Source organism: Marivita geojedonensis, assembly GCF_002115805.1.
GTDB classification, from domain to species: domain Bacteria; phylum Pseudomonadota; class Alphaproteobacteria; order Rhodobacterales; family Rhodobacteraceae; genus Marivita; species Marivita geojedonensis.
Window position 1 is genome coordinate 196,342 of sequence record NZ_JFKC01000004.1, and the last position, 20,235, is coordinate 216,576.

Genomic DNA, 20,235 nt, shown 5'->3' on the forward strand with positions numbered 1-20,235 from the left:
AACGGGAATGACGAAAGGCGGGCTCTCAGGTGCCAGAGCGAGACCACTTGACTGTGACAGTGCTACGCGGTGGCCCCGACGCGCCGCTGCAGCCTCAGACCTTCGAGGTTCCGGCTTATGACAACCAGACAGTTCTGGATGTCGTGTCGTGGATTCAGCAGAACGCCGACCCGACCCTGACTTACCGTTTCGCCTGCCGGGTCGGCATGTGCGGCAGCTGCGCGATGATGGTCAACGGCGTGCCGCGCTGGACCTGCCGCACCCATGTCAGCAAGGTTCTCGACGGCAATACCATGGAGGTCGGGCCGCTGCGCAACCTTCCGGTGATCAAGGACCTAGCCGCCGACATGGACCCGTTTTTCGACAAATGGGTCGCGGCAGAGGGCAGGCACCACCCGACCCGCAGCCGGGATGAAGCAATCGCCCCGATTGATCCGGTGGCGGAAGAGCGGCAGGCGGCGAATGCGGGGATCGAATGTATCAACTGCTCGGTCTGCTATTCGGCCTGTGATACCGTTGCGGGCAATCCCGATTACCTTGGACCGGCGGCGCTGCAACGGGCCTGGACGCTTTACAACGACGCCAAGGATGCGGACCGCGATGCGATCCTTGATGCGGTGTCCGGACAGGGCGGCTGTCATTCCTGCCATTCGATGGGATCGTGCACCGCTTACTGTCCGAACGAGCTGGACCCGCTTTCGGCCATTGCCGGGCTGAAGCGGGCAACGGCCAAGCGGTTTTTCGGGGGGCGCAAATGAGCGAATTTCACCTCTACATGGCGCAACGCCTGTCGGCGCTGGTGATGGCGCCCTTTGTGATCGTGCATATCGGTGTGATGATTTACGCCATTCAGGGCGGGCTATCCGCGGCAGAGATCCTTGGCCGCACACAAGGCTCGGCCTTCTGGTTCGCTTTCTACGGCCTCTTTGTGGTGGCCGTGTCGATACATGCGGCCATCGGTCTGCGCACCATTCTTGGCGAATGGGCAGGTCTGCGCGGCGGGGCGCGGGATGCGGTTTCGGCTGTGATCGGGCTGGGCCTGCTGGCGCTGGGCGCGCAGGCGGTCTGGGCGGTGACGGCATGAAGGTCGCGCGTGCTCATCCGCTCTGGTTGGCCTACCTGCTGCACAGGCTGTCGGGCCTTGGCCTCGCGCTCTTCCTGCCGCTGCATTTCTGGGTGCTGTCCTATGCTTTGAACGACGCGGCCAAACTGGACGCGTTCCTGACCCTGACCGAAATGCCGTTGGTCAAGCTGGCGGAGTTCGGACTCGTGTTTCTTCTGGCGGTGCACTTCTTCGGCGGGCTGCGCCTGATCGCGCTTGAATGGCTGCCGTGGTCCGCACCACAAAAGACATGGGCGGCCGCGGCGGTGGCCGGGTCGTTCCTTGTCTCCACAACCTTCCTCTTGCAGGCGATCTGATATGTTTTCGACAAAAGACATCGACCGGCACGATACCGACATCCTGATCCTCGGCACCGGGGGCGCGGGGATGTTTGCCGCGCTGCACGCGATGCAGAGCGCGCCCGAGGGCACCAAAGTGACCATCGCGGTCAAGGGTCTGATCGGCAAATGCGGCTGCACCCGGATGGTGCAGGGCGGCTACAACGTGGCGCTGGGCGGTGGCGACAGTGTCGAGCGGCATTTCATGGACACGATCCAGGGGGGCAAATGGCTTCCCAATCAGGACATGGCGTGGCGGCTTTGCGAACAGGCCGTCGTGCGCATCCGCGAGCTGGAGAACGAGATCGGCTGTTTCTTCGACCGCAACGCGGACGGGACGCTGCACCAGAAAGCCTTTGCCGGGCAGACGGCGGACCGGACGGTGCACAAGGGCGACCTGACGGGGATCGAGATCATCAACCGGCTGATGGAGCAGGTTCTGTCGCGCCCGGTCGAGAAGCTGCAGGAGCACCGGGCCATCGGCCTGATCCCGACGAAGGACGGATCGGCGCTGGCCGGTGTGCTGATGATCGACATGCGCACCGGGCGGTTCCGGTTCGTGCGCGCCAAGACGGTGCTGATGGCGACGGGCGGTGGCCCGACCATGTACAAGTACCACACGCCCTCGGGTGACAAGACGATGGACGGTTTGGCGATGGCGCTGCGCGTCGGTCTGCCGCTGCGCGATATGGAGATGGTGCAGTTCCATCCGACCGGGCTCTTGGCGGGCGATCACACGCGGATGACCGGGACAGTGCTTGAGGAAGGTCTGCGCGGGGCCGGGGGGCAGTTGGTGAACCATTCGGGCCAGCGCTTCATGTTCGACTATGACGCCAAGGGCGAACGCGCGACCCGCGATGTGGTGAGCCGGGGCATCTATGCCGAGATGCGCAAGAACAACAATCCGGAACAGGAAGGTGTGTTCATTTCGATGTCGCATCTCGGGCCGGACATGGTGCGCGAAAAGTTCAAGGGTATGGTCAAACGCTGCGCCGATTGCGGGTTCGATCTGGCAGGCGGTCTCGTCGAGGTGGTGCCGACGGCGCATTACTTCATGGGCGGTGTCGTGGTTGATGTGGACACGCGCACGGCGATGGAAGGGCTGTACGTCGCCGGGGAGGACGCAGGCGGCGCGCATGGGTCGAACCGGCTTGGCGGCAATGGTGTGGCGAACTCAACCGTTTATGGCGGCATCGCGGGCGATGTGATGGGCGCTGACATTCGGAGCATGGACGCGCTGCGCGACCCGGACGAGAGCGTTCTTGAGGCAGAGTTGGTGCGCGCCTGTCACCCGCTGACCCGCAAGCCGGAACTGGTGCTGCCCTTGCGCAAACAGTTGCAGGACGCGATGTGGGACGAGGTTGGCGTGATGCGGACCAAGGCCGGGCTGAAGCGGGGTCTTGATCGGATTGCTGAGATTTCGGAGGGCTTGATGGATGTCGGCGTGGCGTCGGAGTCGCTCGCCTTCAACCTGACATGGCATGACTGGCTGAACCTGCGGTCGCTCTGCGATATTTCCGAGGTGATCACCAAGGCGGCACTGGCGCGGGAGAACTCGCGCGGGGCGCATTACCGCGAGGACTTCCCTGATCCCGGCGCGATGGAAGAGAGCTATTTCACCGTCGCGCGGCAAGTGAATGGCGCGGTCGAGGTGGGGCGCGAGGACGTGCAGTTCACCATCGTGCGGCCGGGCGAGACCGTGCTGCCCGAGGGGGAGCCGGAGACATTGGTGGCGGCGCAATGAGATCAGGTTTGAGCAACACTGGCGCGACTGCGCCATGCCCGACCTCCCCCACGGGAGGGCATTTGTCGATCCGCCCGCAGTCTGCGCGTCGCGGATGCTTTAAAGTTCGACGCGAGGCAATTGTGACATCCGCCCTCCCGAGGTCGGGCATGGCGCAGTCGCGCCTCGGCACCGGAGGCACAGCATGATCCCGATCGACCTGATCCAGAAAACCGCCGAAACCCTGATGGACAAGGCCGCCATCGAGATCCCCGAGGATTACCTCGACGGTCTCCAGAAGGCTGCCAAAACCGAGGATGGCGACCTGTCGTCCTTTGTTCTCAAGGCGATGCTGGAAAACTACGAAGCCGCCAAGGAAGACCGACGTGCGATGTGTGGCGACACCGGCGTGCCGCGCTGGTTCGTGAAACTGGGCAATGATGCCAGGGTCGAGGGCGGCATGTGCGCCCTTGAAACCGCGCTGCGGCGGGCGACGGCCAATGCGACCAACGGCGTACCCCTGAGGCCGAACCGGGTGCACCCGCTCTGGCGGACGGATCACAACAACAACGTGGGGATCGGCGCGCCCGAGATCGAATACGGGTTCGAGCCGGAGGGCGAATGGATCGACCTGATCACCGTTCACAAAGGCGGGCTGTTCGGCACCGACTACCGGATGCTGTTCCCAAGTGACGGCATTCAGGGGATCAAGCGCTTCTACCTCGACAGCCTGATGGCCTTCGGAAAACGCGGATTGGCTTGTCAGCCGGCGATCATCGGGATCGGGCTGGGCGGATCGAAGGATATCTGCATGACGCTGGGCAAGCGCGCCTCCGTGCTGCGCACCGTGGGAAGCCGCAATTCGGACCCGCGCATTGCCGAGATGGAGGAGGAGTTCAAGGAACTGGGCAACTCCATCGGCATGGGCGCGATGGGTTTTGTCGGGAAGAACATGGTGATCGATTGCAATATCGAGGTGGGCTACTGCCACACCGGCGGGATGCCGATGTCGGTGCATGCCTTCTGCCTGTCGTCGCGCCGGGCCGTCGCGCGGATCTACCCCGATGGCCGGGTCGAGCACCGCACGGATCCGGACTGGTTCACACCCTATCAACGGCGCGAGACCGTCGATTGGGAACCGATGCGCGAGGCGGCGGAATGAGGCGACAAGGCTTTTCGAAAAGCCTTGGTGCCGCGATTTCGAAATCGCGGGTGAAGCCGCTTACAAGCGACTTGGTCCAAGCGCCTTCGAAGGCGCTTTCACGGAAGGATGGCCAATGAAACCGCGTGAAATCCGACTGTCGACGACACCGACGCCCGAGGCGATTGCCGAGTTGCGGCTGGGAGACATCGTCTATCTGGACGGGTTGATGTACACCGCGCGCGAAGGTGTCTACATGCGCGCGCTGGAGGAAAAAGCCAACATTCCCATGGAGTTGCCGTCCGAAAGTGCGGCGAATTTCCATTGCTCTCCGGCGGCGCGGATCAACGCGGATGGCAGTTTCGACATGGGGGCGGTGACGGCAACTGCCTCCTTCCGCTTTGCCAAGTGGTTGCCGGAATGGATGGAGAAAACCGGCGCGAAGCTCATCATCGGCAAGGGCGGCATGTCATCGAAGGACTACAAGTCCTACTTCGTGCCCAACGGCGCGGTGTACCTGTCGACTGTCGGCTATGGCACCGGTGCGCTGCTGGGGCGCGGCGTGGAAAACGTCGAGGCGGTGCACTGGAACGAGGAACTGGGTCTTGCGCAGGCCATGTGGGTCATCAGGTGCAACAGGATGGGGCCGTTCATCGTGGCCTCCGATCTCAATGGCGATTGCCTGTTCGAACGGGAAAATGCCAAGATCGCGCAGAATATCGAGCGGGTTTATGAAGGCACGAAACCCGCCGTGCTCAAGCGCTACGGCGAAAGCGATGACCGGTCTGACGAGGTGATATGACCAACAACCCATTTGCGCCGGGGGCCAAGCGCCCGGAGGTGACCGAAGGCGTGTTTTCGCCTGAGGAAGTTGCGCTGGCGAACCGCAATTCGGGTGCGCTGCTCGAGACCTTGGGGCTGGAGATCACACCCACCGGCACGCATTACCTGCTCAACCATTTCGATGTGCCCGTGCTGTCCGAGGCCGGGCATGTGCTGCGCTTTGAAGGGGCGTTAGATGCACCCTACGCGCTGACGATGGAGGAGATCCGCGCGTTGCCGGAAAAGACCATGCCGGTAACACTGGAATGTGCGGGCAACGGTCGCGCCGGGGTGAGCCCGCGCTGTTTCTCGATGCCCTGGATGTACGAGGCGGTGGGCACGTCGGAATGGACCGGTACACCGCTTGCGCCTCTGCTGGAGCGAGCGAAACCGCAAGCCGGCGTGCAGGACTTCGCCTTCCTTGGCGCGGATTTCGGGTTCGACAAAGGCCAGCCGCACTACTTTGGCCGCAGCCTGACGCCCGCGCAGATCGCAGAACTCGACGTGATGCTCGTCTGGGGCATGAACGGTCAGCCGCTTCTGCCGCAGCATGGGGCGCCTCTGCGGATCATTGTGCCGGGCTGGTACGGGATGGCCTCGGTCAAATGGCTGACGACCATCGAGGCGCTGACAGAGCGGTATCAGGGCTTCCAGCAGGTGCAGACCTACCGTCTGCGCAAGGACGAGGACGACCCCGGCACGCCGATCACCACGATCCGGGTCAAATCGCTGATGAAGCCGCCGGGCGTGCCCGATTGGGTGACGCGGCAGCGCTGGGTGCAGGCCGGACGCGTGACGCTGGAAGGGCGCGCGTGGTCGGGTGGCGGTGTTCCGATCACGCGGGTTGAGGTGCTCTTGGGCGACACATGGCAGGACGCCGAGTTGACCGGACGGCCTGACACCTACGCCTGGACCGGCTGGCGCATCGACTGGGATGCGACGCCGGGTGTCTATGACCTTGCCTGCCGCGCCACCGATGCCAACGGCACCACGCAACCGCTGGAGGCACCGTTCGACATGGCAGGATTTGCCAACAATTCCGTACACCGCGTGCGTGTGCATGTGGCGGAGGCCGGCGCATGACGCGGGGCGCAGATGTGGTGATGCAGACCCTTGCGGCGCATGGGGTCAAAAACATCTTCGCACTCTCGGGCAACCAGATCATGCCGCTTTTCGACGCCAGTCTGGATGCCGGGGTGCGGCTGTACCATACGCGCCACGAGGCGGCGGCCGTCTATATGGCCGAGGGGTATGCGCAGCTGTCGCGCGGGTTGGGGGTCGCTTTGGTGACCGCCGGGGCAGGGCTTGGGAACGCGCTTGGCCCGCTCCTGACGGCGCGGGCATCTGACACGCCGGTTCTGCTGCTCAGCGGGGACAGCCCCGTGGGCAGGGATGGGCAGGGCGCGTTTCAGGAGATGGATCAGGTCGCCCTGACACAGTCGCTGACCAAATGGTCGGTGCGGGTGACACGGGCCGAGGACCTTTCCGGGACCCTGCACAAAGCGGTGCATGTGGCGCTGTCCGGGCGACCTGGACCGGTACATGTCTCTTTGCCGGCAGATGTGCTGTTGGCAGACACCGGCATGATCAGCGAAGCGATTGCAGAGGCCTCTGCCGACACAAATGTTGCGGCGTTGTGTGATTGGCTCAGCGCTGCACGAGCGCCGCTGATCGTTCTCGGGCCTGCGCTGAACGCAACCCGTCAGCCGGACCTGGCAGAGCGGCTGGAGCAGGCGACGGATGCCCCGGTCATCGTGATGGAAAGCCCGCGCGGTCTGAAGGACCCGTCGCTGGGGGCTTTGACGGATGTCTTTGCCGAGGCGGACAGGGTTCTGCTTCTGGGAAAACCGATGGACTTCACAGTGCAGTTCGGTGCAGCCGCGCCACGGGCGGGTTGGGCGATTGTTCATGCCGACCGTGACGAACTGGCCCGCGCGCAGTTGAACTGCTCTGAACGCCTGACGCTGAGGCTCGAGGCCGATCCCGTGGATGTGGCGCGGGGGCTGTCCTATGGAAGCGGGTCTGAACAAAGCAGCGCTTGGCGCGACCGGGTTCATGCGGCCTGTGCGCGCCGAAGCGAGATCGTTCGTCAGGAGTCTCCCATTGATCCCAGCGGGTTGTGCGCGGCTGTTCAGTCATCGCTCGAAGGCCTGCCTGACCCCGTGGTGATTTGTGATGGCGGGGAATTCGGGCAATGGGCGCAGGCGGGCGTATCGGCGTCACGCCGGATCATCAACGGCGTTTCCGGCGCGATTGGTGGCGGGCTTTGTTATGCAATGGCGGCACGCGCGGCGGATCCGACTGCCACGGTAATCGCTCTGATGGGCGATGGTACGGTCGGCTTTCATCTGGGAGAGTTCGAAACGGCGGTGCGGGAGGATCTGCCCTTTGTCGCGATTGTCGGAAATGACCAGCGTTGGAATGCGGAACATCAGATACAGCTGCGCGAGTTCGGGGCAGACCGGTTGCATGGCTGCGCACTGAGCGAGGCGCGGTATGACGAGGCGGTGGCGGCGCTTGGCGGGTTTGGGGCTCTGGTCACAAAACTGAGCGAACTTCCGGGCGCGATCGAGGCCGCGATTGGTTCGGGCAGGCCCGCCTGCATCAATGTGCTGATGGAGGGTCGCCCGGCGCCGGTTGTGGCCTGAGTCTAGAGACCATGTACCGCCATCACCGCCAGTGTCGCCGGACGTGCGAGCATCGCGGTGTGATGGGCGTGGAGCTTGGGGAACTGCGCCACGTCCACGCCTGCTTTCATCAGCCAGCGCGGGGCGAGGAAAAGATAGGCATCGCACAGTGTGTAACGGTCGCCCATCGCCCAAGGCCCTTTCAGATAATGGGTTTCGATCAGGGCTGCGCAGTCGTGCAAATTCGACGCGACTTTCTTCTTCATCGCCTCCTGCGCTTCGGCGCTGTCGGCCCACCGCGCACCGCGCAGATTGTGGGCGAATGCGACATGCATCGTGGCACAGAGATAGGCGTTGAGCGCGTCCGCTTCGGCCCGCTCAAAGGGCGTGTCCGGCAGCATGTGCGCTTCGGGGTGCGTGGCGGCGACATAGGTCAGGATCGCAGGGTTTTCGGTGATCACCCCGTTCGGCGTTTGCAGCGCGGGCACACGCGCTTTGGGATTGATGGCGAGATAAGACGCCTCATGGTGCGCGCCCTGGGTGATGGGCACCTCATGCGCGGTGTAATCTGCGCCGACCTCTTCCAGAAGAAGGTGTGAGGCAAGGGCGGAACTGTCTTTTGCAAAGTAGAATGTCAGCACGCGGTATCCTCCGGTCTGCGATGCCTAGATGAAAGCCCGGATCAGGATGCCCAGCCCCAATAGCAGGGACAGACCGATCAGCAGGCGACGAAACACATTGTCAGAGATGCGCCGGAACACCGCAATCCCGATCTGCGCCGCCAGCAGGGATGTGGGCAGGGCAATCAGGAACGCGGTGATCGTGGTCGGGGTGTATGCTTCGCGCCACCAGAGCATCACTGTCGTGGTGAACAGGACGCTCACGTTGAAGGGTTGCAGGACCGCCCGGGTTTCGGCTTTCGGCCAGGGGCGCATGGAGCACCAGATCACCGGCAATGCGCCCGACAGGGATGCCATTCCGCCGAGCACACCGCCTGAAAGTCCGATCAGAGAATCGAGCACCGGGGTGCGGCGTTCAAATTTCGGAAGGTTCGCGCGAAAGCTGAAGAAGCCTCCGTAAAGTATCAGCAGGAAACCAATAATCAGTTTCAGTGTGTCGGCGTCGATGAACGACAGCAGTGATATTCCAACGGGAACGCCAAGCAGACCGGGGATGATGAAACGCATCAGGCGCGGCACGTTCCGGCCAAGCGCGTCACGCACCACCCACAGTCCCTGAAGCCCGGTAGTGACCGACATCAGCGACACAACGGCAACCGCGCTTATCGGGTTCAGCGCGACAAGGAAGAACCCGAGGGCGAACAGTGCTGTTCCGGTTCCGGCCAGCCCGTTCACGAAACCGCCGGCCATCGCGCCGAGCGTAATAAATGAAATCGCTTCGAACGTCATGCAGAGATGGCCGATTCTGTGCGGGTGTCGTCCGGCGGGTTGTCCTCAACAGCGCGCAGCATGGCGGCGTGGATTTCTTCAATCACGCGCAGTTTTGGATGCTCTTTGCGGTAGGCCAGCCCCAGAACCCGGCAAGGCGCGTCTTCTCCAAGAGACAGACGGTTGAGCGGCAGGGCATAAGCGGTCTTGACGCAGGAGCGCGGTACAATCGACACCCCGAGATTTGCGTGAACCATGCTCGAAATCGCTTCGAGGTTTTCCAGTTCCATCGCTTCCGACACGCGAATCCCGGTTTTCTGCAACCATGTCTCGATCAGCGTGCCCGCCACGGCGTCACGGTTGAAGCGGATAAAGGGCTGCGTTTCCAGTACTTTGACGGGGTCCTCTTCAGTCACTTCCGAGCCGGTGATCAGGTGCATCGGTTCATCGGCGATCTCCAGAAAGGCCACGCCGGGCGGCATGAGGACCGGTTTTGTGATGATCGCCACGTCGTAGGTGCCCCGGTTCAACCCGGACAGAAGCGCTGCGGTCAGGCCTGGTCGAATCCGCACGCGAAGGTCGGGGTACCGTGCGCGCAGGATCGACATCGACAGCGGAGCCAGCCCGATCAGCGTGGTCGGAACAGCACCAAGATCCACCTCACCCGTCAGCCCGTCATCGCCGAGGACGGAGGGTACGAGGTTGTCGTAATCCATCACCAGCGTTCGCGCGCGTGCCACCACCGCACGGCCCAGCGGGGTCAGTTCGGGCGTACGATGGCTGCGGTCGAACAGGGCAATCCCGAGTTCGGCTTCAAGAGTACGCATCTGCTGGCTGACCGCAGCATGGGTGATGAAAACCGCATCAGCTGCTGCGCTGAAGGTCCTGTGGTCTGCGACTGCGACCAGCGTTTTGAGCAATCTGATGGACATTCAGGGGTTTGTGCAGTTTTTGCTTACAGAACTTGTAATATTTTATTTCTTCGTCAAAGCTCTACTTAAGGATAACCTAAGTCAAGAGCCCGTCACAGGGTCAAAATCTAAAACTGGGAGGAGACTATGAAGCTAAGGACACTTGGTTCTGTATTGGCGCTCGGGGTGGGCCTGATTGCCGGAACTGCAATGGCGGAATATCCGGAACGCCCGATCAACATGATCATCCCCTACGGCGCCGGCGGCGCGACCGACATTTCGGCCCGCACCATTGCCGAGCCTCTGGGCACAGCCGTGGGTCAGGCGCTGGTGATGGCGAACGTCACCGGGGCAGGCGGCGCAACCGGTTCGGTTGCCGTTCAGAACGCGAATCCCGATGGTTATACGATGCTGTTTGCTCGTGTCGGCTCGCACTCGGTGAACCCGGCCATGAAAGCGACGCTGCCCTATACGCTTGACGATTTCCGCTTCGTGACGGTCTACGAGATCAACCCTGTCGCCTGCGCGGTGCGTCCGGACAGTGGTATCGACTCGATGGAGGATCTGGTGGCAAAGGTCGCCGAGGGCGGGGTCAGTTACAGCTCGTCCGGTGTGGGGTCTCTGCTGCACCTTGCCGGCGCGATGGTTCTGAGCGAGTTCGGTGTCGAAGATCCGCTGACACAGGCGACGCACATCCCGCAGCAGGGCGGCGGCGCGGCAGCGACAGCGGTCCTGAACGGCACGGCAACTTTCATCTGCACCAACTCGTCCGCACTGGCGAGTTTTGTGGCGAATGGTCAGCTCAAGCCGCTGATGGTGACAACGGCAGAACCCGTGGTGGGCTTCGATGCGCCGACCGCGAATGATCTTGGCAAGCCCGCACTGAACAAGCTCGTGGGCTGGACCGGGATCGCGGGTCCCGACGGTCTGCCGGACGATGTTGCGGCGAAGTGGGGTGAATGGATGGCGGCGGCCACCCAGGACGAAACTTTCCGTACCACGATGGAAGCACGCGGCTCGGTCATCGAACTGATGGATCCCGAAACCGCAAACGCCTTCATCCTCGAACAGTACAACACGTTCAAAGCCCTTGTGGATCAACTGGGTATGCGGATCGAAGGCTGATCTGACCTGATCCGGAACTGACCTGCGCCGGGGCCTCATGGCCCCGGCGTTTCCACCTGCGGAGCCTTGCACACCATGTCTGAGAAATCCTTGCATCTGCGCTTGGGGATATTCATGTCCCTGTTTGCGCTGTTCCTTGTGCTCTATGCCATACCCAGTTTCGTTTTCGCGCCGTCCAACGTTGGCAAAATCGTCCTGTCGCCCCTGTTCTGGCCGTATGTGCTGGCGGGCCTTGCCGGGATTGTCGGGCTGGCGCTGATCGCAAATGCGCTGACATCCGCGCAGGATACACCCTTCGAGGATGAAGAGACCGAGCACCCCGAGGGAGCGGCCCCGTGGATGCGGCTGGGCGCACTGGCGGTGATCATGGTTCTGGTCATGTTCGGTCTGCCGCGCCTTGGCATGGTCTGGACCGCGATGCTGGCCTTCGCGGCCTGCGCATTCCTGTTCCGCACACGGCATCCGATCCTTGCGCTGGTCTGCGCGGTGGTGGTTCCGCTTTTGCTCTACGCGTTCTTTGCGCATGTCGCCGGCGTGGCGATCCCGCAGGGTAACCTCGTGAGGCTGCCATGAGCCTGATGGATTCCCTCGCCGCCGGCCTGTCGCTGGTTGGCAATGTCGAAGCATTCTTCATGCTGTTCTGCGGGTTGGTCATCGGTGTGATCGGTGGCGCCATTCCGGGGCTTTCGGCCACGATGGCGGTGGCCCTGACACTGCCTTTCACCTTTTCCATGGCCCCGATCAACGGCATCCTTCTGCTGCTGGGCGTCTATAAAGGCGGCATCTTCGGCGGATCGATCCCGGCGATTCTGATCAAGACACCGGGTACACCGGCGTCGTCGGCTACGATCCTCGACGGTCACCCGATGGCCGAACGGGGCGAGGCGGGCAGGGCGCTGGGAATGGCGCTCTATGCGTCCTGCACGGCGGACGCGGTGTCGAACCTCGCGCTGATCCTGTTTGCCGGGTGGCTGGCGTCATTTGCGCTCAATTTCGGCCCACCCGAGTTCTTTGCGCTGATCCTGTTTTCATTGACCATCATTGCGGGTGTTTCGGGCGAGAGCCTCCTGCGCGGTGCGCTGTCCGCGCTGGCGGGTCTGCTTTTGGCAACCGTGGGGCTTGATCTGGTCTATGGAACCAACAGGTTCACCTTTGGCGATCCGAACATGATGGGCGGGCTGAACTTCATCGCCGTGCTGATCGGCCTGTTCGCGATTCCGGAGATCATTGCGATGGCATGGAATCCCGTGGCGCATCTGGGCCGCGCCCGCGCCCTGGGCAAGACGCGCTGTACGCTGGCGGACTATCTGGGCAGCTTCAAGAGCATCATCCGGGGCAGCATGATCGGAGTGTTCCTTGGTTCCATCCCCGGCATCGGAGCTGCGCCTTCAGCCTTCCTGAGCTACTCCGAAGCGCGCCGCACGTCGAAGAACAAGGCCAATTTCGGCAAGGGTGAGATCGAAGGCGTTGCCGCCTCCGAGGCCGGAAACAACGGGGTGGCAGGCGCGACCCTGATCCCGCTCCTGGCGCTTGGCGTGCCGGGTGACGTGATCACCGCGATCATCATCGGTGCGTTCATGGTCCACGGCCTTCAACCGGGACCGATGATGTTCATCCTGAACGTCGACATCATCTACGGCCTTTTCATCGGCCTGATCGTGAGTTCGGTGTTCCTGCTGATCGTCGGGTCGGTCGCGATCCGAGGTTTCCGGTTTGTGGCCGATGTGCCCAAGCGCATCCTGATGCCTGCGGTTCTGATACTCTGCATCTACGGTGTGTTTGCGGTGAACAACAACATCTTCGATGTTGGCGTGATGTTCGTCATGGGTTGGCTGGGCTATATCATGATGCGCAACCGTATTCCGGCGGCACCGTTCCTGATCGCGTTCATCCTTGGTCCGTTGCTTGAGGACAACTTCCGTCAGTCGATGCTGATGTCGGGCAGCGATCCGCTGATCCTGTTCCGCGGGCCGATCACGTGGTTCTTCTGGCTGCTGACCGGGGTGACGGTGTTAGCGATCACCCGCAGCACGCTGCGCAAGCGGGTGCCGCTCAGTTGAGATCTTCGAGGAGGCGACCGTGGCGGCGCGTCTCCTCGATCACCTGACCGAAGGTGGTCAATCCCCGTGCTTCCAGCATGGGGAGCATTTTGACCAGCACCTCGGCTGTCGCCTTGGCATCGCCAAGCGCGGTGTGCCGCAACTCGGTTGGGATTGTGACATTCAACCGGTCACACAGTGCGTCCAGAGTATGGGTCTCGCTGGCACCGAACAGAACGGCCGACAGAAGAACCGTATCGAGGATCGGATGATCCCAGGTGACGCCCGTTTCCTTGGCCTGACGATGCAGAAATGCCATGTCGAAAGGCGCATTGTGAGCGACGATCACCGCATCGCGCGAGAAATCGTGGAACCTGCGGGCAACCACCCGGATATCCGGCTGACCCCGCACCATCGCGTCTGAGACCTTGTGCACCTTGGTCGAGGCAGGGGGGATCGGGCGACCGGGATCCACCAGTTGGTTGATCACTTCGCCTTCGATGATGCGCCCGTTCAGTACCCGGACGGCGCCCAGTTGCACGATGTCATCCTTGTGCGGCAGCAACCCCGTGGTTTCGGTGTCGAACACCGAGAAACACAGACTGCGCAAAGGCCGATCAAGAATATCGGCCTCCGCCGCCCCGGCGGGCCGTTCCAGAAGATCGAAATCATAGACCAGCGGACGTGCGGCATCGGGTGAGATATCGAGCGTCTGACTGTCGATGATCATCAGGTAGCCGCCGCCCTCCATCGGTTTCAGTTTGGTCTCAAAGCTCTGCGCACCATCGTGAGACTGTGCGGTGAATGACACGTCCAATCCGGTCTTGCGCAGCTTGCCCACAGCGGCATCCAGCGATTTGGGATCGAAATATTCGGTGATGGCCGCGTTCAGCCGGGCGACACCCAATTGCGCCAGCACCTCTGCCGCCTGACCGTCGTAAAGCACGATCTGCCCGGTTGGATTGACAAGTATTGTCGCCACCGGAATTTCCGTGAGAAGGGCTGTCAGGCGCGCCTTCTCGGCGTTGAGCCGGGCGGTTTCCGCGGCAACGGCCTGTGCCGTACTCAGCGCCGTTTCGTTCAACTGCCGTGTCACCGCAGAGGCCGCCGGGGCGAGGTCGCCAAGGTAGCGCGCGGCCTGCATGTCGAGATCGCCATCGACACCGGCATGCGCGCGTGTGCGCATCTCTGACGCCAGCCGCTCGATCGGTTTGGCCACGTTCTCATCGAACAGAAGCCAGATGCCGACCGTAAGCCCCAGGATCAGGAACGCCGCGAGGATGGTGGCAAAGGTAAAGCCGTTTTCGACCGTGGTCTCCAGCGCGCGGCCGTAGCCGAACCAAAGCGCGACACCGACAGCCGCCAGACCGCCGAGTCCCAGAAGACAGAAGAACAGAAAAATGCGGAACCGGAGGCTGAGTTTGGACAGCATCGCGTTACCCCCTTTCACACACACCGCTGACGATCGGGTCATCGCCGTTCGTGCTGCGCCAAACCGGATCGCCACCGTCACCGAAGGCCGGATCGGCCCTTTGTGCAGTCTCGCAATTGACCATCAGTTCCACCGACTGCACCGGCGACCAGCGCCGGAAAAAATAGAGGTCGGCCATGAACAGGTTTGCGTTCTCGGTATTGGACCGGACATTGCCGGTATCAAGCGCGATGAACCTGTCCGTATAGGGCGCAAAGTATGTCCAGGGGCGATAGATGGCGGTGCTCTCGGCAGTCTCTACCACCTTGAGACCTTCGGGCAGTGCCGATGATGTGCGCTCGTACCAGCTGTATTCGCTGCTGATCGTGGTGCCGAGCATTGCCGCACCTGCGGCGACAGGCACCATCCATTTCGGGATGCGTCCCCCTGCGATCCGCGTGATGAGCATCATCACGCCAGCGCCTGCCAGACCGGCCACGATCACCGCAATCAATTCCAGAAACATCAGTCGTCCTCCCAAACGATGCGGATCAGCTCAGCATTCCGCGCCCATGCCCGACAGCCGATTGCAGCGACTTTATCACGACAAAGGCATCGCGAAGATGACTTCGCTCAAAATCCGACAGGTCCGTCGGGCTTAGGAAATTGTCGGGCATGATGCCAGAGCGAACCTGTTCGGCTTGATGCTCCAGCCGCGTTTCCGCGATCAGGTCATACGCATCCTTCAGGTCCTGCCCGCCGGAGCCGCTCAGCACCCCCGCTGCTATCGCCGCTTCGAGCCGCGCGGCCGTGTTCACGGCGGTCAGCTTGCCTTGCAACGCGTAGATGCGGCCAAGATCGACCACCGGCACGACGCCGTTGTGCTTGAGGTCGATCTGGTTCTTGTGCTCGCCCGACCGGATTGTCGCGAACCCGCGCAGAAGGCCCAGCGGCGGTGTGTGCTTGAGTGAGTTCGACACCATGTGCGCCACGAAGATCGAATTCGCGGCGGCCTTGCGCAGGGTCTCGGCCTGCAGATCCTCGAACAGCCGGGTCGCGCCACCGATGGGGCGCAGGTCGAACATGACGCTGGCCAGCATCTGCGCCTCGGGCGAGGGGGTCTTGATCCAGCCCGCGAAATACTCGCGCCACACACGCACCGGCTGCCGCCAGCGCGGATTGGTCGCCATCATGTCACCGGGGCAATAGACATAGCCGCAGGTATCAAGCCCGTCGCAGACAAACCGCGCCAGGGCCCAGAAATAAGGCATGTCGGCCTCGGTCACGCTGTCATCGAGGAAGAGGCAATTGTCCTGATCGCTGACGCCGGTCTGTTCCTGCCGCCCCTGCGATCCACAGGCGAGCCAGAGATAGGGCACCGGGGCCGGTCCAAGCTTGGCTTCGGCCAGTGCAAGCAAACGGCGCGTTGCGGTGTCGGCCACATCGGTGATCAGCCGGGTGATCACCTCGTGCCGATTGCCGCCCGCCACAAGCTGCGCCAGAAGTTGCGGGATGCGTTTGGTGACCTGCGCCATCTCTTCGGCGCTGTCTGAGTGAGCAATCTCCGAGACCAGTTCAGCCGAGCTGACCGCCTGAAACCGGGTCAGGTCGGTCTGGGTGACGATGCCCACCAGCTTGCCCGCCTGGCACACCGGGATATGCCCGATCCGCCGCTCCATCATCATGTGCAGCACGTCCGACCCGATGGCTGACGGGGGCAGGGTGACGGGGTCTGGGGTCATGATCTGTGTGATCGGTGTGTCGAAGGGCAACCCGTCGCCCACCACCTTGCCCGACAGGTCGCGGATGGTGGCAATCCCGCGCAGCGCATCCTTCTCGGCGATACAGATCGACGAGACCCGCGCATCGCGCATCAGGCGGGCGGCGGTCTGCACGTCGGTCTCAGGGGGGCAGGTGAGAGGTTTGGTCGCCATCAGCGTCTCGACCCGCGTCGTGGCGAGGCTGGCCTTGTTGGGTTTCTCGGTCCGGCTGCGGTTAAAGAAGCGCCGGAAGGCCGGATCTTCGTTCATCGCCTGGTGAAAGCGCGCGGCCGGGAGCATCAGCACAATCGTATCGGATACCGCCCGTGCCGAGGTCAGGCTGGCCCCGTCGCGCAGCAGCCCGCGTTCGCCGAAGGAATTTCGCGCGCCAAGCAGCGAGATCGGAACGTCATGCTCATCGCGGATTTCAACGTCGCCTTCGTAGACGACAAACAGCCCCTCAAGTGGACTGTTCAAGGCATAGATCATTCCGCCAGCCGGGATCTGCCGCACCTCGAAGGCGGTGATCAGCGTTTTCAGCGCCGCCGGCTCCATCGAGTCGTAGGGATGGATGGCTGACAGGAATTGCGCGAGGGCCGAAGCGGACAGCGTCATGGAAATACCCGTATCTAAGAAAAAGTCCCGCCCCGGAATACCGGCGCGGGACCGCGTTGTCAGGGGGCGTCACCCCGAAGGGTGACGCGTCCTGTTGGCTTAGTGGTCCTGAGCCGCACCTGCACCACGGGGGATGCGGACGCTTTCAACCAGCTCTTCGATCTCACGCGGGATCGGAGCCGACATCTTGGACACGGTGAAGGCCACGGCAAAGTTGATCGCCGCGCCGACCGCACCAAAGCTGGTCGACTTGATGGTGCCCAGAAGCGGGTCAGCATCGGTGAAGCTGTTGGTGTCAGGGATGAAGAACCAGCCCTTGTGCAGGAAGATGTAGATCAGCGTCACGACGAGACCCGAGATCATCCCTGCCACGGCACCCTTGTTGTTCACCTTGGTGAAGATGCCCATCATCAGTGCCGGGAAGATCGACGCCGCCGCGAGGCCAAAGGCCAGAGCCACGGTCTGCGCCGCAAAGCCCGGAGGGTTGAGACCCAGATAGGTTGCCACTGCGATGGCGATGGCCATGGCGACACGGGCGGACATCAGTTCGCCTTTTTCGCTCATGTTCGGTGTCAGCTGACCTTTCAGAAGGTCATGGCTGACCGCCGAGGAGATCGCCAGCAGAAGACCCGCCGCGGTGGACAGAGCAGCCGCAAGGCCACCCGCCGCCACGAGGCCGATCACCCAGCCCGGAAGGTTCGCGATTTCCGGGTTGGCCAGCACGAGGATGTCACGGTTGAAGTTGGTCAGCTCGTTTGCCGAACCCCAGCCTGCTGCTTCCATGGCGGCCTTCGCGTCTGCGTTGCCGTCGTTGAAGTAAGCGATGCGGCCGTCACCGTTCTTGTCTTCCCAGCCCAGAAGGCCGGTCTGCTGCCAGGTCTGCATCCAGTCATAGGCGGGATCGGACTCGATGGTCTCGAGCGACACCGGCTCACCCGATGCGCCGTTCGGCCAGAACTGCTCGGTGATGTTCAGGCGTGCCATGGCACCCACGGCCGGAGCGGTGAGGTACAGCAGCGCGATGAACACCAGCGCCCAGCCTGCGGACCAACGTGCGTCAGACACTTTCGGCACGGTGAAGAAGCGCATGATCACGTGCGGCAGACCTGCCGTACCGATCATCAGCGACAGGGTGAAGAGCACCATGTTGAACGTGTCGCCGTTATGCGCCGTGTATTCGCCGAAGCCCAGTTCGCGAACGATCTGGTCAAGCTTCGCCAGCAGCGGCTCGCCGGATGCCGAGTGATCGCCGAAGAGACCAAGCGCCGGGATCGGGTTGCCGGTGAGTTGCAGCGAGATGAAGATCGCCGGGATGGTGTAGGCCAGGATCAGCACGCAGTACTGTGCCACCTGGGTGTAGGTCACACCCTTCATGCCGCCGAACACCGCGTAGGCGAACACGACAACCGCACCGATCAGAAGGCCGGTGGTGTTGCTGACTTCGAGGAAGCGGCCGAAGGCCACGCCCACACCGGTCATCTGACCGATCACGTATGTGACCGAGGCCACGATCAGACAGATCACGGCCACAAGGCGCGCGGTCGGGCTGTAGAAGCGGTCGCCGATGAACTCGGACACGGTGAACTTGCCGAACTTGCGCAGGTAGGGTGCAAGCAGCAGCGCCAGCAGCACGTAGCCGCCGGTCCAGCCCATCAGGAAGGTCGAGTTGTCATAGCCGACAAAGGCGATGAGACCGGCCATCGAGATGAACGACGCCGCCGACATCCAGTCGGCTGCGGTGGCCATACCGTTGGTGACCGGGTGAACGCCGCGTCCGGCAGCGTAGAACTCCGATGTGGAACCCGCGCGGGCCCAGATCGCGATGCCGATGTAAAGCGCAAAGGACGCGCCCACAAACAGCAGGTTGATGGTAAACTGATCCATGACCCTTACTCCTCGTCCACGCCGAATTCTTTATCGAGCTTGTTCATGCGCCAGGCGTAGAAGAAGATCAGTGCCAGGAAGACAATGATCGATCCTTGCTGGGCAAACCAGAAGCCAAGATCGGTGCCGCCGACGGCAATGCCCGACAGCATCGGACGCAGCAGGATGCCGAATCCGAAAGAACAGATGGCCCAGATCACCAGGCTCACCAGAATGATGCGCACGTTTGCCGACCAATAGCCCGCATCGGACTTCTGGCCAGCCTGCGCTGTTTGAGATGTGTGGTCCGCCATTGCGGCTCCTCCTCTTCCTCCGTTGAACGTGCCCCGGGGGTGCGGGGAACGTATCCGTTGTGGCGCGGCGCAAAGGCCGCGTTTGGCCACCGCTCAGGCGGTGGCGCGTCGAACGATGTCGCCAAGCGTGCTGGCGATCTCGTCAATGGCTCCCATCGCATCCACTCGGGCAAGCGCACCCTGTGCGTCGTAAAATGCGATAAGAGGGGCTGTCTGAGCATGATATGCATCAAGGCGGGCTGCGACGGTTTCCGCGTTGTCGTCGGCGCGGCGCTTGAATTCGGTGCTGCCGCACTTGTCGCATGTGCCGGCCACGGCAGGGGCTTTGAACGTGTCGTGATAGCCTTCGCCGCAGTCGCCGCAGGTGAAGCGGCCGGAGATCCGGTCGACCATGGCGGCATCATCCACGTCGAGGCTGATTGCCGCGTCGATCTTCTGACCGCTTTCGGCCAGCAGCGTGTCCAGCGCTTCGGCCTGGACCGTGGTGCGCGGGAAGCCGTCGAGGATCACGCCCTTGGCACAATCGGCATCGGCCAGACGGTCACGCAGGATGGCGATGACGATGTCGTCGCTGACCAGCTCACCGGCTTCCATCACCGCTTTGGCCTGTTTGCCGGCGTCCGTGCCCGCAGCCACAGCGGCGCGCAGCAGGTCTCCGGTGCTCAGTTGAACAAGGCCGAACTGCTCTTCCAGCATCCGGGCCTGTGTGCCTTTGCCGGCACCCGGAGGGCCAAGCAGGATCAGAACCGGGGCGGTTGTCGGGGTTTTGCTTCCGTCCATGGCCATTACCCCCGGTTCATCCGGTTTTCGATGAGGTCATCGACGACGGAGGGGTCAGCGAGTGTTGAGGTGTCGCCGAGGGCGCCGTAGTCGTTTTCGGCGATCTTGCGCAGGATGCGGCGCATGATCTTGCCGGAGCGGGTTTTCGGCAGGCCGGGGGCCCACTGGATGAGGTCGGGCGATGCGATCGGGCCGATCTCGGTGCGGACCCAGGTGCGCAGCTCTTTCATCAGCTCGTCGCTCGGCTCCACGCCGTTCATCAGGGTGACGTAGCAG

21 protein-coding genes are annotated in these 20,235 nt (G+C 62.7%); 11 read left to right on the plus strand and 10 right to left on the minus strand.

Translation table 11 applies throughout. The features are described from left to right. Positions 1-47: 47 nt before the first annotated feature. The 8 genes from MGEO_RS07555 (at position 48) to MGEO_RS07590 (ending at position 7,774) form a co-directional block, all read left to right on the plus strand. Positions 48-758 (plus strand): succinate dehydrogenase/fumarate reductase iron-sulfur subunit, encoded by a 711-nt coding sequence (locus MGEO_RS07555; RefSeq protein WP_106299153.1) that lies wholly within the window; start codon positions 48-50, stop codon positions 756-758. Next, positions 755-1,084 (plus strand): succinate dehydrogenase, encoded by a 330-nt coding sequence (locus MGEO_RS07560; RefSeq protein ID WP_085636112.1) that lies wholly within the window; start codon positions 755-757, stop codon positions 1,082-1,084. Before MGEO_RS07555 ends, MGEO_RS07560 begins: the two co-directional genes overlap by 4 nt. Continuing rightward, positions 1,081-1,419: a succinate dehydrogenase, cytochrome b556 subunit gene (sdhC, locus tag MGEO_RS07565; protein WP_085636113.1), complete on the plus strand. Its 339-nt coding sequence runs from the start codon at positions 1,081-1,083 to the stop codon at positions 1,417-1,419. The genes MGEO_RS07560 and sdhC overlap by 4 nt, the downstream gene beginning before the upstream one ends. A gap of 1 nt (position 1,420) precedes the next feature. Next, complete coding sequence (locus tag MGEO_RS07570) at positions 1,421-3,184, plus strand: L-aspartate oxidase (protein ID WP_085636114.1); 1,764 nt, start codon at positions 1,421-1,423, stop codon at positions 3,182-3,184. 184 nt (positions 3,185-3,368) lie between these two features. Beyond that, entirely contained in the window at positions 3,369-4,325 is a 957-nt protein-coding gene (locus MGEO_RS07575) for a fumarate hydratase (protein WP_085636115.1), read from the plus strand. A gap of 115 nt (positions 4,326-4,440) precedes the next feature. After that, entirely contained in the window at positions 4,441-5,106 is a 666-nt protein-coding gene (locus tag MGEO_RS07580) for a fumarate hydratase C-terminal domain-containing protein (protein ID WP_085636116.1), read from the plus strand. Beyond that, positions 5,103-6,209 (plus strand): sulfite oxidase, encoded by a 1,107-nt coding sequence (locus MGEO_RS07585; RefSeq protein ID WP_085636117.1) that lies wholly within the window; start codon positions 5,103-5,105, stop codon positions 6,207-6,209. Before MGEO_RS07580 ends, MGEO_RS07585 begins: the two co-directional genes overlap by 4 nt. After that, positions 6,206-7,774, plus strand: coding sequence for a thiamine pyrophosphate-binding protein (locus tag MGEO_RS07590; protein WP_085636118.1), 1,569 nt, complete (start codon positions 6,206-6,208; stop codon positions 7,772-7,774). The genes MGEO_RS07585 and MGEO_RS07590 overlap by 4 nt, the downstream gene beginning before the upstream one ends. Positions 7,775-7,776: 2 nt before the next feature. On the opposite strand, the gene MGEO_RS07595 is transcribed toward MGEO_RS07590, so the two are convergent. From MGEO_RS07595 to MGEO_RS07605, 3 genes are read right to left on the minus strand one after another with little or no spacing between them, the layout of a single operon-like run. After that, positions 7,777-8,394, minus strand: coding sequence for a glutathione S-transferase family protein (locus MGEO_RS07595; protein ID WP_085636119.1), 618 nt, complete (start codon positions 8,392-8,394; stop codon positions 7,777-7,779). 24 nt (positions 8,395-8,418) lie between these two features. Then, positions 8,419-9,162 carry a sulfite exporter TauE/SafE family protein gene (locus tag MGEO_RS07600; RefSeq protein ID WP_085636120.1) on the minus strand — a complete coding sequence of 248 codons (744 nt, stop codon included), beginning with the start codon at positions 9,160-9,162 and terminating at the stop codon, positions 8,419-8,421. After that, positions 9,159-10,073, minus strand: a complete 915-nt coding sequence (locus MGEO_RS07605) for a LysR family transcriptional regulator (protein WP_085636121.1) — start codon at positions 10,071-10,073, stop codon at positions 9,159-9,161. Before MGEO_RS07605 ends, MGEO_RS07600 begins: the two co-directional genes overlap by 4 nt. A 126-nt stretch (positions 10,074-10,199) precedes the next feature. Between MGEO_RS07605 and MGEO_RS07610 the strand changes: the two genes are divergently transcribed. The 3 genes from MGEO_RS07610 to MGEO_RS07620 all read left to right on the plus strand — a co-directional run bounded on the left by MGEO_RS07610 (position 10,200) and on the right by MGEO_RS07620 (position 13,237). Next, the gene (locus tag MGEO_RS07610; protein ID WP_085636122.1) at positions 10,200-11,177 is read left to right on the plus strand and encodes a Bug family tripartite tricarboxylate transporter substrate binding protein; all 978 of its coding nucleotides are present in this window, start codon (positions 10,200-10,202) and stop codon (positions 11,175-11,177) included. A 75-nt stretch (positions 11,178-11,252) separates the two neighbouring features. Beyond that, positions 11,253-11,750 (plus strand): tripartite tricarboxylate transporter TctB family protein, encoded by a 498-nt coding sequence (locus MGEO_RS07615; protein ID WP_085636123.1) that lies wholly within the window; start codon positions 11,253-11,255, stop codon positions 11,748-11,750. Next, positions 11,747-13,237 carry a tripartite tricarboxylate transporter permease gene (locus tag MGEO_RS07620; RefSeq protein ID WP_085636124.1) on the plus strand — a complete coding sequence of 497 codons (1,491 nt, stop codon included), beginning with the start codon at positions 11,747-11,749 and terminating at the stop codon, positions 13,235-13,237. The genes MGEO_RS07615 and MGEO_RS07620 overlap by 4 nt, the downstream gene beginning before the upstream one ends. On the opposite strand, the gene MGEO_RS07625 is transcribed toward MGEO_RS07620, so the two are convergent. The 7 genes from MGEO_RS07625 to MGEO_RS07655 form a co-directional block, all read right to left on the minus strand. Continuing rightward, positions 13,230-14,648, minus strand: coding sequence for a 3'-5' exonuclease (locus tag MGEO_RS07625; RefSeq protein WP_085636125.1), 1,419 nt, complete (start codon positions 14,646-14,648; stop codon positions 13,230-13,232). The two genes, MGEO_RS07620 and MGEO_RS07625, sit on opposite strands and share 8 nt — an antisense overlap. A gap of 4 nt (positions 14,649-14,652) precedes the next feature. Continuing rightward, positions 14,653-15,153 carry a hypothetical protein gene (locus MGEO_RS07630; protein ID WP_085636126.1) on the minus strand — a complete coding sequence of 167 codons (501 nt, stop codon included), beginning with the start codon at positions 15,151-15,153 and terminating at the stop codon, positions 14,653-14,655. A gap of 25 nt (positions 15,154-15,178) precedes the next feature. Beyond that, the gene (locus MGEO_RS07635; RefSeq protein ID WP_085636127.1) at positions 15,179-17,002 is read right to left on the minus strand and encodes a DUF294 nucleotidyltransferase-like domain-containing protein; all 1,824 of its coding nucleotides are present in this window, start codon (positions 17,000-17,002) and stop codon (positions 15,179-15,181) included. 99 nt (positions 17,003-17,101) lie between these two features. Beyond that, positions 17,102-18,886, minus strand: coding sequence for a sodium:solute symporter family protein (locus tag MGEO_RS07640; RefSeq protein ID WP_085636128.1), 1,785 nt, complete (start codon positions 18,884-18,886; stop codon positions 17,102-17,104). Between the two features lie 5 nt (positions 18,887-18,891). Next, positions 18,892-19,179, minus strand: a complete 288-nt coding sequence (locus MGEO_RS07645; RefSeq protein ID WP_085636129.1) for a DUF4212 domain-containing protein — start codon at positions 19,177-19,179, stop codon at positions 18,892-18,894. Between the two features lie 93 nt (positions 19,180-19,272). Then, positions 19,273-19,959: an adenylate kinase gene (locus MGEO_RS07650; RefSeq protein ID WP_085636143.1), complete on the minus strand. Its 687-nt coding sequence runs from the start codon at positions 19,957-19,959 to the stop codon at positions 19,273-19,275. 5 nt (positions 19,960-19,964) lie between these two features. After that, on the minus strand, positions 19,965-20,235 hold a 271-nt coding region (locus tag MGEO_RS07655), incomplete at its 5' end, for an AMP-binding enzyme (RefSeq protein ID WP_408607490.1).

What these genes read in the sequence shown, in the direction of transcription:
- MGEO_RS07560 (WP_085636112.1), top strand. Translation starts at nt 755, where the DNA reads ATGAGCGAATTTCACCTCTACATGGCGCAACGCCTGTCGGCGCTGGTG.
- sdhC (WP_085636113.1), top strand. Translation starts at nt 1,081, where the DNA reads ATGAAGGTCGCGCGTGCTCATCCGCTCTGGTTGGCCTACCTGCTGCAC.
- MGEO_RS07570 (WP_085636114.1), top strand. Translation starts at nt 1,421, where the DNA reads ATGTTTTCGACAAAAGACATCGACCGGCACGATACCGACATCCTGATC.
- MGEO_RS07575 (WP_085636115.1), top strand. Translation starts at nt 3,369, where the DNA reads ATGATCCCGATCGACCTGATCCAGAAAACCGCCGAAACCCTGATGGAC.
- MGEO_RS07580 (WP_085636116.1), top strand. Translation starts at nt 4,441, where the DNA reads ATGAAACCGCGTGAAATCCGACTGTCGACGACACCGACGCCCGAGGCG.
- MGEO_RS07585 (WP_085636117.1), top strand. Translation starts at nt 5,103, where the DNA reads ATGACCAACAACCCATTTGCGCCGGGGGCCAAGCGCCCGGAGGTGACC.
- MGEO_RS07590 (WP_085636118.1), top strand. Translation starts at nt 6,206, where the DNA reads ATGACGCGGGGCGCAGATGTGGTGATGCAGACCCTTGCGGCGCATGGG.
- MGEO_RS07600 (WP_085636120.1), bottom strand. Translation starts at nt 9,162, where the DNA reads ATGACGTTCGAAGCGATTTCATTTATTACGCTCGGCGCGATGGCCGGC.
- MGEO_RS07605 (WP_085636121.1), bottom strand. Translation starts at nt 10,073, where the DNA reads ATGTCCATCAGATTGCTCAAAACGCTGGTCGCAGTCGCAGACCACAGG.
- MGEO_RS07610 (WP_085636122.1), top strand. Translation starts at nt 10,200, where the DNA reads ATGAAGCTAAGGACACTTGGTTCTGTATTGGCGCTCGGGGTGGGCCTG.
- MGEO_RS07615 (WP_085636123.1), top strand. Translation starts at nt 11,253, where the DNA reads ATGTCTGAGAAATCCTTGCATCTGCGCTTGGGGATATTCATGTCCCTG.
- MGEO_RS07620 (WP_085636124.1), top strand. Translation starts at nt 11,747, where the DNA reads ATGAGCCTGATGGATTCCCTCGCCGCCGGCCTGTCGCTGGTTGGCAAT.
- MGEO_RS07625 (WP_085636125.1), bottom strand. Translation starts at nt 14,648, where the DNA reads ATGCTGTCCAAACTCAGCCTCCGGTTCCGCATTTTTCTGTTCTTCTGT.
- MGEO_RS07630 (WP_085636126.1), bottom strand. Translation starts at nt 15,153, where the DNA reads ATGTTTCTGGAATTGATTGCGGTGATCGTGGCCGGTCTGGCAGGCGCT.
- MGEO_RS07635 (WP_085636127.1), bottom strand. Translation starts at nt 17,002, where the DNA reads ATGACGCTGTCCGCTTCGGCCCTCGCGCAATTCCTGTCAGCCATCCAT.
- MGEO_RS07640 (WP_085636128.1), bottom strand. Translation starts at nt 18,886, where the DNA reads ATGGATCAGTTTACCATCAACCTGCTGTTTGTGGGCGCGTCCTTTGCG.
- MGEO_RS07645 (WP_085636129.1), bottom strand. Translation starts at nt 19,179, where the DNA reads ATGGCGGACCACACATCTCAAACAGCGCAGGCTGGCCAGAAGTCCGAT.
- MGEO_RS07650 (WP_085636143.1), bottom strand. Translation starts at nt 19,959, where the DNA reads ATGGACGGAAGCAAAACCCCGACAACCGCCCCGGTTCTGATCCTGCTT.